This window comes from Paenibacillus sp. FSL K6-1096, from assembly GCF_037977055.1.
GTDB lineage: Bacteria > Bacillota > Bacilli > Paenibacillales > Paenibacillaceae > Paenibacillus_AQ.
In genome coordinates this window covers 1,619,907-1,632,992 of record NZ_CP150274.1, presented here as the reverse complement: position 1 = coordinate 1,632,992, position 13,086 = coordinate 1,619,907, and the positions used below count along the sequence as shown (strand labels likewise).

Here is a 13,086-nt window from a genome sequence, read left to right as displayed (position 1 = left end):
CCAAATTGGTGGGGACGGGCTGATTTAGTTGTTGTTTTTCCACTTGCTTCCGTTGATCCTGCATTAATCGCAGAATTAAGATACGTTTATCCAATTAGGCTAAGGATTCCCTGCTACAAGAAAATCAACAGCAGCGTGCCCACCACGAAGCAATAGTACGAAAAGTAAATCAAATTCCCCTTCGCCATAATGCCGATGAACCAGCGCATGGCGAAGTATGTGGCGACGAGGGTGGTGAGGAAGGCGATCAGGTAGGGCACCGCCAGCGCTGCACGGTTTGGATCATGGGCGATATCGGATGCGCCGAGGATCAGGCCGCCGATACTGATGGGAATGTACAGCATGAAGGAGAACTTCAGAGCGGTCTCCTGCTTCATGCCCACCGCAATCGAGGCAATGACCGTTGAACCAGAACGGCTGATGCCGGGAATCAGGGCGACTGCCTGGGCCAGTCCTACGATGATGGCATCCTTCACTTTGAGATTGCCGTCTCTTTTTTGGCCGCGCAGATTGCGAATCAGCCACAGGGCAACCCCGGTCACCAGCAAGCTGATCGAAACGGTATGTACGGAGGTGAAGACACGTTCAATCGTATCCTTGAAGAATACGGCAGCAACGGCTGCGGGGATCGTGCCAATAATGATGTAGATGCAGAACATGAACTCTGACCGGTACTTGGCATCACGAGTCTGCAGGTAGCGGAAGAACCCTGTGATCAAGTCCTTGATATCTTTGCGGAAAATGAAGCAGATCGCGATCAATGAGGCCGTATTCGTTAAAATTTCAAAAGAGAGTCCATTCTGCTTCATGCCGAGCAGCCGTTGGGCAATGATCAAGTGCCCGCTGGAGGAGACGGGGATCGGTTCCGTCACCCCCTGTACCAGGCCTAGCAGCAGGTATTTCAGCCAATCGAAAACAGATTCCATAATTTCCTCCTAAGGTTGAACAACAATGTAATTAAGCCTGCCGTCTCCGGTACCGCTTGGACAGGACGTACAGTCCGAAGCCTACCAGGAAAATGGTAGCTGCCGGTAGAATGTAAGGCTTGACGATCTCGTCCACATGCTCCCACTGCGAGCCTAACTTGTAGCCCAGGTAGACGTAGATAGCAGTAATCGGCAGCATGGCCAGGAACGTGTAGAGACTGAATTTGAACACATTCATTTTGGCGATCCCGCAGGGGATGGAGATCAGGGTTCTAACGCCAGGGATGAAGCGCCCGTAGAAGGCCACCCCGCTGCCGTATTTCTCAAAAAAACGGTCAGACGCTTCCAGATGATGCGAGCGGATGAACAGGTACTTCCCGTATTTGTCCACCATCGGTCTGCCGCCGAACCGGCCCAGGGCATACAGCGTCAGCGGACCGAGGGTGCCGCCAACCGTACCGGCAAGAATCGTCAGAATCAGCTTCATGTCCCCGAGATACACCCAATACCCGGCGAGTGGAAGCACGATCTCGGCAGGCACAAATTCAAACGATAAGGCGATCATAATCCCGGCATACGACAAATCCTTAAAGAAAAGTATGAACTCCGTAATCCACTCTGTCATGCGCTTCTCTCCCTTCTCAAACAAAAAGCCCCCTAATTAAAGGGGGCAGTCTCATCAACTGTCAGCACCCTCTCATCTGTACAAGGCATCCCGGATGCCTCTAGTGCTGTGCCTGATATGCTGTCCGCATTCCGGTCACAGCGGCTTCATCGGGCTTATGCCCTCCGCCGAACTCTGGATAAGAGTAATATTCAAGTCGTTAATATTAAAACATATCTGTATACCCGGAAGCAAGTTTCAGAGAATGGTAGAAAATTTCTATGAAATATTGAAAGCGTTATTTCAACTCAATCTTGAAGACATCGCCCGCCTGCCCGCCGAAAACAATCATCCCGTCTTGCGGCAAAATGGTGGATGGGTCTTTACTGACGATCGAGTAATTTACGAGTGTACCAGCATCATCGTAGACCGCAAATCCCCCGCTGGCTGGAGCGGATACCTTCATGGTGCGGCCAGCCGCTGTCTTACCAATCTTGTACCATACTACGCTGTGGCCGCTGGCCGGGATGGTGGTGACCGATGCATGGCCTCCGTAGACCGGCTTCACCGCATCGCCGCTGATATAATCATTCCCGTCAATCGTTAAAAACTCCGCACCGTTCTGCGTGGAGAATGTCAGATCGAAGGCGTCTCTGCCGTTCATTACGGGAATCTCAGCTGCATTGACGGCGCTGTTCTGATCCACAATCCGCGTCCCGGAAGCATACCCTTGATCCACCGCAATGGTCTTTGTCAGGATGGAAGGGGAGAGGTAGAAGGACGAATTGATTTTCTCATCCAGGGCGTAGTAGCTCTTGCCGTCCCGCTTCGTCCAGGCCTGCTTCACCGCCGCATCCAGCGGGTTAGCGTCCAGCTTCTGGTATTCGTAGGTGACCATCAGCATCTGGCCGAGGCCGGGGAGCTGCAGATGGACGTTCAGCTTCAGATACGTCTTGCCGTTCTTCAGTTGATCAAAGCTGACGATGGCGCTGCCGTCCGGGCTCTTGAACTGCCCTTTGCCGGTGTAAATATACTTTTGTGCAGGAACGAGCCCGCCTTCCAGCTCCGGCAGGCTCAGCTCTCCGTTCTTCAGCGTGACCTCTGTTGTGGAGCCGACAGTTCCGTATAATCCTGAATAGGACTGGAGCTCGGCAGGCATAGCAGCCTTCACCGGCGGCTCAAACGTTGCTTCCGGCCGGATGGTGTCAATCCGCCCGGTGTCCTTCAGGTACGCCAGCAGCACATTCGAGGCGAAGATGCTGTTATAGATCGAGCTTCCGCCTGACGAGAGCACCGCGATGGAGATATCCGATTCCGGCAGGGTCACCAGTGCGGTGTGATACATAATGGTGTCCCCGCCTTTGGACAAGGCCTTGATGCCGTAGTCGCTGAACGGTGCGAGACTGACTGCATCCCAGCCCAGGCCGTAATTGAAGGTGTTGGTCTCCTCAGGAACCCAGAGCCCTCTGCGGTATTCCGGCTGCTGCATCGCTTCGGCGGAGGCTGCGGACAGAACGTCGGGGTGCTTCCCGTTCAGCATCTCTGCGAAGGTGGTCAGATCCTCGGCCGTGGAATAGAGGCCGCCTGCTCCCAGAATGTTGGCGTTCTCGGCAGGCAATGCTGGCGTAATTCCAGGGAAGTAAGTCTTGGCAAGCTTTTGCCGGTCAAAAGTGTTCTGCGGCGTCTTGGTGGAGCTTAACTGAAGCGGGCCGCTCATGTGCTGGTCCAGGAATTCCGTATAGCTGCTGCCGGTGACCTGCTCAATCATCAGCTCCAGCAGCTGGAAGCCGTCGTTGCAATAGACGGAGTATTCGCCCGGATCAGACTTCAGGCGTTCAGATTGCAGCCGGTCCAGCAGCTCGTCATGATTCCGGGTATCGTTATCGTCCAGCAGAATGCTGTTTCCGTAGTGGCTGCCGTACAGGCCCGAGGAATGATTCATTAACATGCGCGGGGTTATCTGCTTGTAACGCTCATCGGCCATCTTGAACTGCGGCAGATACGTAGTCAGCGGCTTGTCGATGTCAATGATCTTATCCTCCGCCAGCATCATGGTTGCTGCGGAGACATGCATTTTGCTGATGGAGCCGATGCCGAACATCGTATCCTGCGTGACCGGTGCCCCGGCTGCCTTGTCGGATACGCCGAAGCCGCCGGACAGGGTAATCTTGCCCTGGTCCCGGATGGCATACTGGAGTCCGCTCACTCCGTAATCGGATAAGATCTTCTGGCCCAGCTCCTGCGCCTTGGCCTGCGCTGCCGACTCCTTCTCCTGGGCCTTGGCCTGCGCTGCGGGAATCAATAATACAGCGGCTAATACTACTGAAGCTAACTTGTTCATTGTCTGTCTCCTCCTGTTCCTGTAATGGCTTACTAACTGAATCCATCATACAGGCGGGAGGAAGAGGATAGAGCGGAATGACCCTGAAACGTCCAATAACGATCCCTAAACGTCAAAAGGCAGCATCACCATGTTATTAAAGGCATTATGCTGGGCCTCGGTGGTCATATTCCCGCCGTACTTCTCGCAGATTCTGGAGATATTGGTCAGGCCAATGCCGTGGTATTCCGGCTGAGGCTTGCGGGTATGCAGGGAGGCGGCCTCCTGAGCAGTATGGTTAAGCACCCGGATGAACAACGCGGAATCGCTCGTATGCATCTGGATCAGGATGTAGCGGTCTTCGGCGAGCTTTATTTTTTTGGAGGCCTCAATGGCATTATCCAGCATGTTCCCCAGCACAACGCATAAGTCATAACGGTCGATGTGAAGCTCACTGGACTGGAGATTAAGCCGGGTATCGATGCGGATACCGTTGGCCTGTCCGATATTCAGCGTGTTGGTAATCAGCGCATCCACTGCCAGATGGCCGGTGTTGACCCGCTGGTAGGCGTCCTCCACTTTATTCAGAGTGAGCTTGATATGCTCCAGAGCCGCAGCGGAGTCATTCCGCCGGATACACTCTTCGATGTAGAGGAACTGCTGGTGCGTGTCGTGAATGATCCGTTTGATTGATTTGAAGCTGTGTACGGTTTTCTCATAGTTGGCGTCCTGGTAATTCATCTGGTCCTGCAATTGCGCATTCTCGTGCATGAACTGGAACTTGTCCGTTATCGTATCGAAGACATAGACGATCATCACATTCAGGAACAGGAAGCCGAGAATCGCAATGAAATAATAGATATCCTTCTTGGTGTCTGTGGCCAGGACATTGATCTGGTACGTGCTGATCAGCGGGACAAGCAGTAACATCACATAGTACCGGTAAGGCAGAGAGACGCTTCGGCGCTTGGAGATCAGGCGGATGATCTGAATGACCGGGAACATAATGATGCAGCTCAGAATCAGCCCCTTGATGAAGGCCGGCCGGTCCACCCCCATACCCGTGTCCATGCTGGTGTAGTCAACGGAATCGATCATGGAGAAAATATACAGCGAAATAAAGCTGACGACCGTCATCAGCACCGCGTACAGTATCGAAAAAATCACCTGGGTCTTTATCTCCACCCGATAGGATTGCGCCATACTGAAGATCATTAGCAAGGCTGTACCGGAGGATAACAGCGGTGACAGCGGGGCGAACAGGTAGACACAGCACAGCCCTCCGTAGATCAGGAAATAGATGCTCCGGTTAGGCTTCCTGGCCGATTTGTCAAATACGGAGCCAAAGTAGAAGTTGGTCTGAAAAGCCATCACCAGCAGCACGCAGAGCACAATGGGCAGGTTGTAGAGCATCATAGGGAATGTTCCTTCATGATCATGAATTTGGTGTAGAAATCCTTGACCTCTTTGATCCTGGAGCGCCCGATGGGGAATTCCTGACCGCCTGTCATCTGCACGGACCCGCTGGAGAACTTCTTCACATGCAGCAGATTGATAATAATCGAACGGTGAATTTGCAGAAAATGGTTCTCCCGCAGTGCAGCAGCATATTCGGCAATCAGCCCTTTGGTTTCATAGGTGGCGGCGGGGGTGATCACGTTCAGCTTGCTTTTGACGGTCAGACTCTTGGCGGCCTCGATTCCGATAATGTCATCATGCTTCAGCACGACCTCCTCGTAACCGGACTTGATGACCAGAAACTTCTTATCCTGCGCCTGGAAGTAGTCGCACAGCCTGAGAATCTTCTCCTCCAGCAGGCCAGGAGCCAGCGGCTTGATCAGGTACTGGAAGGTAATGACGTCGAAGCTCTCCACCATATACTGAGGGTAACTGGTCAGGAAAATAATTTGCTCATCCAGATGCTTCAGACTCCGCAGCCGCCGGGCTGCCTGAATCCCGTTCATGCCGCCCATCTCCACATCCAGGATCAGGATATGAAAGGGGGACTCGCCCTGCTCATAGTGAGCTAAGAACTGCTCCCCTGATGTAAATAATTCGATCTCGAATTCAATATTAGTCTTCATGGACAAGGCCAGCAGAAGCCCCTTGACTTGTTCCCTTGTTGTGGCTTCATCATCGCATATGGCTACTCTGTACATCCCGGACCTCCTTGGCTTCGGTGCAATGAGATATAGTGAACGGTTAATGTTGTACACTTCAGTATACAGCATGATTCACAGGGGATAGCAGCTTAGGGCGTCAAAGGCATGATCTGATCCCTGAAATGCAGAGTATGGCCGGGGCGGAAGATGGATGGGGTTCAGCCGCTCATTCGTCCTTCTGCTTCGGCTTCCACAGATTCAGCAGCGGGCCGTCCTTGCCGAAGACGGGATCTTGCTCCGGCAGCGGAACCTCGCGGATCTCGGGCAGCGCTGCTGCGAAGTCGTCCCGGATAGCCTGGCGCGTGTTATAATCCATGCCGCCGGGATAGGCACCTGCAATGCGGAAGTCCGGCGAAGCCGTAAGCTTCTTATGCGCCGTGCCGGCAGGCAGCACCACGACATCCCCGGCGCTTACCCGAACGGTGCGTCCGGCGTCTCCACCAAGCTGGAGACTGGCGCTGCCGGAGACGACCCCCAGCACCTCATGCGCATTGCTGTGGTAGTGGTGATAGGGGAAGACGCCATTTACCCAACTGTTCAGCCAGCCGTTGTTGTTGAAGATCTGTTCTGTAGCTTCCGGGTGTTCGTTGAGAACGCCCTTATACAGCAGGGCCGGAAGCTCCGGGTTATTCGGCAGCAGCCCGTCCGGCTGGAACGTGAACGTAATGGGGGAAGTGGGTTGTGGTTGGCCAGCAGGCTTTGATATCGGCATAACGATCATCTCCTAAGCGAATTTTGGTATACATAGAATTACCCTAAGGCTGGCAGCAATAAATGTACTCTGTACAATTAAAAACAGTGAAAAGAAGGGTTCTCCTCCTCCAACTGTAGTGTGTACAACTATTTTTGCCGGAATTGTGAGAATCCAGGTATTGATGGTAGTTTAGTTGTACGAATTACAGCTAGAAGGTTGTTTGGCGGCATACTAGACGATTTTGTTGTACAGAGTGCAGTTAAGCCTATCCATACAGCTTGCCCCTTAATACTACCTGCACCTTCATTTGGGTATAGCTTGTCCTCCGCCTGTGATTGGTCACTTTATAAGTGCAATTAATTTATATAGCGGGGCTATTTCCTGCGCTTGACCTGCTTGTAAAAGGGTAATTTATGGCATACAGTGTAACGTAGCTGTTATAGATGGTTGTGAGAGGGAGGGGTTATTGTGCGAATTACCCGTAAAATTAGCATCCTGCTGGCGGCCGCGCTGCTGCTGCCTGCCATTCTGGTGCCGCCGGGGGCAGGGGCTGCTCCTGCACAGGCGAAGACTGCAACAGCCGGGACGACGGTTGCCGCTGCTACTACAGCCGCCCAGAGCCCGGCCGCGAACGGGCTGGTCCCGCTGGCGGGCGCGATCAATGGCAATCTGCCGATTCATATGTCGCTCAAGGCGGATAGCAACGGGAAGCTGACGGGCAGTTATTATTACGACAAATACAAGAAGACGATCAAGCTCGCAGGAAGCGTCAGCGGCAAGCAGGCTTATATGACCGAATACGATGCAAAGGGCAAGGAGACCGGCTATTTCGAGGGCTGGTGGCTGTCCGGCACCGGCTTCTTTGGGGTATGGAGTAACCCGGACGGCACCAAGCAGCTGCCGGTGGAGGCATTGACGGCTTCCGCAGCAGCCACCGCCAAGGTGCCAACGGCTGCGGATTGGCAGGGGGAATGGTATCTCATAAGTCCATCCCCGTTCAGGGGAGCGTATGCCGAGTTTATCAACGTTAGAAGCGATAAGACGGGCTTTTCAATGAATGCTGTCGATGGTGCACATTCCGGGGAGCTGGACAACGAGACGGCATACGTCCGCAAACGGATCGCCATCTATAGAGAGCAGGACGGCTCGGTGGTCTTCTTCTATCTGTTGAACGGCAAGCTGTATGTCACCAGCCCGGCACCGGTATATTCTGCCGGAGCCGGTGTCACATACACCGGGGAGTACTCAAGAGAACCGGTGGAGAAGGTCTACACGCTGAAGGATACCGGGGTATTCAAGACAGCCGCGGAGGACAACGCCTTCCGCAAGGTCGTGGGCGATGACTATGACTACGAGCTGTTCCTGAACAGCATGCAGCTGCTGGATGAGCCGAAGGATCTGGACGGGTTCGGGGCAAGGGTCGTGCATGGCGGCGTTCGGGGGCTGTTCTCCTTCTACGAAGCGATCATTATGTATGATAAGCAGGGCCGCTATTGGGCGGCCGCCATCGATCCGGATGAAGAGGTGTGGGAGGAGGAAGCGATGCCGAAGATCCGCTTCTACACCAACGTTCCGGGAACCCGGAAGCTGCCGAAGACCATTGCCGGATGGGCGGAGGCTTTTCCAGAGTATGAGGTTGTGTTCATGAATAAGTAGAAAATATAGAAGAGGTGTGCCGCCATGGCATACCTCTTCGTATTTACTGCGCTGTTATAGGAAACCGGTTTCAATTATGATTTCGTGTTAAGCCGCTTCCAGTTCGCATACCAGCGCTCGACCTTGGCGGAGGGCTTCAGCTTCAGGTCCCGCCACAGCAGACTGCGGAGCTTCTCGTATTGCTCCTGCACGAAGCTTAATTCACCCAGCCGGTTGTAAAAGTCCATCAGCGCCAGATAACCCGGCTCGTGATAAGGATGAAGCTCCACAATCCGCTGATAGGTGTTGACCGCCTTGGTGATATTGTCCTTGGCCGAATAATAATCGGCCAGCTCTGTGGCGTGCTGCAGCGAGAGATTCCGCAGCCGCTGGCGCTCGCTCTCGGCCCACAGATAATCGTAATCACCGAGGAAATCGCCGGTATAGAGCTTGAACAGCTCCTCGTGCTGCGGCGCATTATGGTCATCGACCGGCTCCAGCGAGAGAATACCCTCTTCCCAGAGAACGAAATCAATTCTGGCGTCTCCGCTCTCCAGCATATAGCCTTCACCCACGCTTGCATTGCTGATGGTAAGGCCGATGTCCGACCGCTTGAGCGACTGCCTGAGCTGGTAGATGGCCGTATAGAGATGGGTGGAGGCCCGCTTGAATGAAGTATCCGGCCAGAGCAGCTCGATCAGCTTGTCCTTGACGACAATCCGGTCGTGATAATAGAGCAGATATGCGAATAACTCCTGCGACTTGGAGGTCCGCCAGCGGAAATCGCGGATCGGAAGTCCGCCGCGCTCGAACTGGATGGAATTGAAGCCATGAATCATGAGCACATCCTGTTGACCTTCCTTCTGAGTAGAAGCCTTCCGGTTCCGGATTCGCTGAATCGTCTTACGCAGCCGCTCCCTGGACACCGGCTTCAGCAGGTAATCCTGGGCACTGGCCTCGAAGGCCTCCAGGGCGAATTTGTTATAGGCAGTGACGAACACAATGGCTGATCCGGGGCAGCGCGCTTCCAGAGCAGCCGCAGCCTCCAATCCGCTCAGGACCGGCATATCAATATCGAGAAAAATAATATCCGCATTCCAGCCGGAGGCCTCGTCCAGCGCTTGCATAGGATTGGTATAGGTGGCTGTTACAATCGTCGATCCCAGCGCCCTGAGCGCAGACTCCAGCTGGATCAGAGCAAGTTTTTCATCATCAATCAGTACTACCCGAAGCACTGTATCACCTCCTTGAACTGGGGATAACCGGTGGAGGGAAGGCTCACTTCCCCCGCCGGAAGGGAACAATAAAGGAGACGGTGGTTCCATATCCGGGACGGCTCTGAATGGACAAGCCTTGCCCGTAGCGTTCAGTCAGGCGCCGGTTCGTATTCCACAGGCCGATTCCGGCAGACATATCTTTATTCTTCTTCAGCAAGCGGTCAATCTGAATCTGCTCCATGCCCTTGCCGTTGTCCTTCACCTCAAATAGCACCTGATCCCCCTGATCTTCAATTCGCACTGTAAGCGTACCTCCGGCAACCTGGCTGAGCAATCCGTGACGCACCGCATTCTCAACCAGCGGCTGAAGGATGAGCGGAGGAATGAGCAGCACCCCGCTGAAATCGAGTTGCCACACGATCTCCAGCCGTTCTCCGAAGCGTACCTTCTCGATATACAAGTAGGCTCTGACCAGAAAGAGCTCCTGATGTATATTAACCAGTTTGCCGGTATTCATCAAGTCGAAGCTTGCGCGCAGATAGGAGGAGAAGGCGTCAATCAGCTCCTTCATCTGGCTGATATCAATTTCACTGAGTGTGGAGATGGAATTCAGAGCATTGAACAGAAAATGCGGACGGATCTGGGCCTGCAGGTAAGCCATCTCCAGACGCAGACTGTGGTGCAGGGTCTGCTTCAGCCGGGCCAGTCCGGTTACCCGGTACTTCAGTTCCAGGCTGTCAACCGGCTTGGTCACATAATCATTGGCGCCCTGCTCGAAGCCGTAATAGATCTCCTCACGCATCGCCCGAGCCGTCAGCAGCAGCACCGGCATTTCCGACATCGAATACTGCTCCCTCACTCTGCGGGTCAGCTCGTACCCGGACATATGAGGCATCATCACATCTGCAATGAGCAGATCCCACGACCCCTCCTCCAGCCGCCTAAGTGCCTCTTCCCCGCTGAGTACCGGGGTCAGCCGGTATTGCTCTTCATGCAGAATGCTGGCCAGCACCCGCAGATTCACGGGGTCATCATCGACGGCGAGAATATGGAGGACATCCCCTTCAGGCTCCCCGCTGCCGGTTAGAGGCAGCGGTACCCCGGCCGGGAACGGGGCAGTGTCCACGCTGCGGAAGGGGAGGCCTGTACTTGCGGCAGCAAAATAGGGCGGTTCTGTCGCCTTCGCCGTGTCCAGATGGTCCGCACTGTCCAGAATGTTCATGCCGCTCAGCGCTGTGAGGGCTACTCTCTCCGCTGCCAGCGGCAGATTGAAGCTGAAGACGGAGCCCTCACCGGGCCGGGACTGCACGCTTAAGCTGCCTCCGTGCAGCTCCACGAGCTGCCGGGTGATGCTTAAGCCGAGGCCCAGTCCGCCCCGGTCTTGTCCGCCTGCCTGTTCATAGGGCAGCAGAATCCGGGCGAGGTCTTCCTCAGACATCCCGGTTCCGGTATCAATCACACTAACCAGCAGCTCCCCGCCGCTCTCCTTGGCCGATACCGATACATTGCCCGACTCCGTGAATTTCAGGGCATTGTGTATAAGGTTGAACAGAATCTGGATCAGCCGCTTCTCATCGGCCCATACGGGCGGCAGAGCTTCGGATACGCTTACAATAAGTGTCAGGTTTCGCCCTTCTGTCAGATGACGCAGCATATCTGCCACACCGGACGCGGTTTTGGATATAGACAGAGGGACGGGATGAAGCACCATCCGGTTCTCCCGCAGCAGAGTCAGGTCGAGCAGATCATCCAGGAGCTGTGACATCTGGCGTCCGATCCGCAGCAGCAGCTCCAGGTCCCTGGAATCTTCTTCCGCAGAGGCAGCCCGCCGCTTAGCGTACTGGGATTCGGCGATGCTCATCATCCCGTGCAGCGGGGTTCTCAGCTCATGCGAGGTATTGATCAGGAAGCGGTCCTTCTGCCTGTCTGTCCGTACCAGCTGTTCATTCAGCCGCTGGTTCTCCTCGGAACGCCGGATATATTGCTTCAGCCCGTAGGCGGAGAACCCGATAATCGCCGCCAGAATATCTATCGGATAGAACGGGAGATTCTTGTGATAATTATTCACTGTAGCACCCCAGACCACGCCGGAGATCAGACAGCAGGCGGTGAAGGTCAGGAAGGCCACGTCTTTTTTGCGCTGGTAGATCATCCTGCCAAAGATAACGAACATCCAGCAGGGCGGGAGCATATACAGCAGATTAAAGAATAAGGTCGCTTGGGTTAAGGCGATATGTATAGGAAATACAGACAGGAAAAGAGTGTACACAGTAAGGAGTAAGCTATAAATCTTGAATCCGCGTCCGGATGCGGGAGTGCCATAGAATCTGTAGGTCAGCAGCAGCATGAAATAGACCATCCACAAGTAGGACAGCATCTTGAGCCTGATCCCCCAACTGTAGTCAAGCGGCAGCACAATATATAGCAGAAGATCATTATCGGTGCCGACAGAGATGGCGATCATAACCAGCATCAGGGCAAACAGCAGCAGGGGCCGGTTCTTCTGGGCCAGCAGGTATAGTATGAAGACGTACAGCGCATGAAGCAGGAGAATAACAATAGTTGCCATTTGAAAAGCAGAGGAATACCACCGCTCCTTAATAATGGAGGATTGTGCGCCGAGACGGATGGAATAGGAGATCCCGCCCTTCTCCTGATGATCGAAATTGGCAACCTGAACCAGAACGAGCATCTCTTGAGTCCCTTCAGGCAAGAGGTAATGAACGCTATAGGGGACGGCCCTGGGCTGGTACAGCTCCTTACTTGCAGCGGGCTGACCCATGGTCCGCAGGGTGCGGCCATTAACCTCGATCCGGGAAGAGGCCTGGATCTGCTGGGCCCAGAAGGTATAGGGTTCATCAAGCGGCTGGTCGACCAGAATACGGAGGGCAAACGTGCCATAGCCCAGAGAGGAGCCGGACAGGGAATTCTTCCAGTTACCGGGGACTTGAATCATCTCCGGCGTTCCAGCGGTCCCTGAACGGATATCGCTATCACTCACCAGCCGTTTAGGATAGAAAGCCCACTCACCGTCAAGCACAAGGGAGTGGGTATTCTTAAAGTTCCATCCACGCAGATCAAGGCTGCCCTGAACGGCACCAGGCTGTTGCGGAAATGCGAAAATATGCTGCCATACTCCCTGTAATCCTAAGAGAATAGACATATATATCAGGACTAAAGTCAGGTGTTTGAAGTAATATCTGGAGTTTGTATTCATCATAGTGTAAAGAGTTCGACAACGGTTAGGCATAACCTGCTAGATGTTCAAAAAAATTCTTTAAAAAATATTAACAAAATATCAAACAATCGGAAACTGCTTCTCCGCATGGTTATCCTCACGGCCTGCGCCGGCTTCGTTCTTCTGGCTTTCCTTCCACGCAGGCCAGTAATGCTGCTTGCACAGCCCCTTGGCATAATGTCTTCTATTGCAGTTCTCAAGCGAGCATTTTCTTTCATTAACGGCTCTCAGTCTGCCCATTTTAGTATCCCTCCCTGCGCGTATCGTTTCAAGTCAAGCCCATTATAGAA

At 53.9% G+C, this 13,086-nt stretch carries 10 protein-coding genes; 1 reads left to right on the top strand and 9 read right to left on the bottom strand.

Features of this window, described 5'->3' with window-relative positions; translation table 11 throughout:
- Nucleotides 1-113: 113 nt before the first annotated feature.
- The 6 genes from MHI24_RS07215 to MHI24_RS07190 all read right to left on the bottom strand — a co-directional run bounded on the left by MHI24_RS07215 (nt 114) and on the right by MHI24_RS07190 (nt 6,724).
- The gene (locus MHI24_RS07215) at nt 114-926 is read right to left on the bottom strand and encodes an undecaprenyl-diphosphate phosphatase (RefSeq protein WP_340024926.1); all 813 of its coding nucleotides are present in this window, start codon (nt 924-926) and stop codon (nt 114-116) included.
- Nucleotides 927-957: 31 nt separating this feature from the next.
- A complete protein-coding gene (locus MHI24_RS07210; protein WP_340024925.1) occupies nt 958-1,551 on the bottom strand; it encodes a DedA family protein in 594 nt (197 codons plus the stop codon).
- A gap of 277 nt (nt 1,552-1,828) precedes the next feature.
- Complete coding sequence (locus tag MHI24_RS07205) at nt 1,829-3,871, bottom strand: serine hydrolase domain-containing protein (protein WP_340024923.1); 2,043 nt, start codon at nt 3,869-3,871, stop codon at nt 1,829-1,831.
- Between the two features lie 105 nt (nt 3,872-3,976).
- Nucleotides 3,977-5,266 (bottom strand): ATP-binding protein, encoded by a 1,290-nt coding sequence (locus tag MHI24_RS07200; protein WP_340024922.1) that lies wholly within the window; start codon nt 5,264-5,266, stop codon nt 3,977-3,979.
- The gene (locus MHI24_RS07195; RefSeq protein WP_340024921.1) at nt 5,263-6,009 is read right to left on the bottom strand and encodes a LytTR family DNA-binding domain-containing protein; all 747 of its coding nucleotides are present in this window, start codon (nt 6,007-6,009) and stop codon (nt 5,263-5,265) included. Before MHI24_RS07195 ends, MHI24_RS07200 begins: the two co-directional genes overlap by 4 nt.
- Before the next feature lie 169 nt (nt 6,010-6,178).
- Nucleotides 6,179-6,724: a cupin domain-containing protein gene (locus tag MHI24_RS07190; protein WP_340024919.1), complete on the bottom strand. Its 546-nt coding sequence runs from the start codon at nt 6,722-6,724 to the stop codon at nt 6,179-6,181.
- Nucleotides 6,725-7,174: 450 nt separating this feature from the next.
- Between MHI24_RS07190 and MHI24_RS07185 the strand changes: the two genes are divergently transcribed.
- Complete coding sequence (locus MHI24_RS07185) at nt 7,175-8,362, top strand: hypothetical protein (RefSeq protein WP_340024917.1); 1,188 nt, start codon at nt 7,175-7,177, stop codon at nt 8,360-8,362.
- 74 nt (nt 8,363-8,436) lie between these two features.
- Here the strand turns inward: MHI24_RS07185 and MHI24_RS07180 are convergent, their stop codons facing one another.
- From MHI24_RS07180 to MHI24_RS07170, 3 genes are all read right to left on the bottom strand, one after another.
- Complete coding sequence (locus MHI24_RS07180; RefSeq protein ID WP_340024916.1) at nt 8,437-9,576, bottom strand: response regulator; 1,140 nt, start codon at nt 9,574-9,576, stop codon at nt 8,437-8,439.
- A gap of 43 nt (nt 9,577-9,619) precedes the next feature.
- Complete coding sequence (locus MHI24_RS07175; RefSeq protein WP_340024914.1) at nt 9,620-12,598, bottom strand: ATP-binding protein; 2,979 nt, start codon at nt 12,596-12,598, stop codon at nt 9,620-9,622.
- 258 nt (nt 12,599-12,856) lie between these two features.
- Nucleotides 12,857-13,036 carry a hypothetical protein gene (locus MHI24_RS07170; protein ID WP_340024913.1) on the bottom strand — a complete coding sequence of 60 codons (180 nt, stop codon included), beginning with the start codon at nt 13,034-13,036 and terminating at the stop codon, nt 12,857-12,859.
- Nucleotides 13,037-13,086: the final 50 nt, after the last annotated feature.

What these genes read in the sequence shown, in the direction of transcription:
- MHI24_RS07190 (WP_340024919.1), bottom strand. Translation starts at nt 6,724, where the DNA reads ATGCCGATATCAAAGCCTGCTGGCCAACCACAACCCACTTCCCCCATT.
- MHI24_RS07200 (WP_340024922.1), bottom strand. Translation starts at nt 5,266, where the DNA reads ATGATGCTCTACAACCTGCCCATTGTGCTCTGCGTGCTGCTGGTGATG.
- MHI24_RS07215 (WP_340024926.1), bottom strand. Translation starts at nt 926, where the DNA reads ATGGAATCTGTTTTCGATTGGCTGAAATACCTGCTGCTAGGCCTGGTA.
- MHI24_RS07170 (WP_340024913.1), bottom strand. Translation starts at nt 13,036, where the DNA reads ATGGGCAGACTGAGAGCCGTTAATGAAAGAAAATGCTCGCTTGAGAAC.
- MHI24_RS07210 (WP_340024925.1), bottom strand. Translation starts at nt 1,551, where the DNA reads ATGACAGAGTGGATTACGGAGTTCATACTTTTCTTTAAGGATTTGTCG.
- MHI24_RS07205 (WP_340024923.1), bottom strand. Translation starts at nt 3,871, where the DNA reads ATGAACAAGTTAGCTTCAGTAGTATTAGCCGCTGTATTATTGATTCCC.
- MHI24_RS07195 (WP_340024921.1), bottom strand. Translation starts at nt 6,009, where the DNA reads ATGTACAGAGTAGCCATATGCGATGATGAAGCCACAACAAGGGAACAA.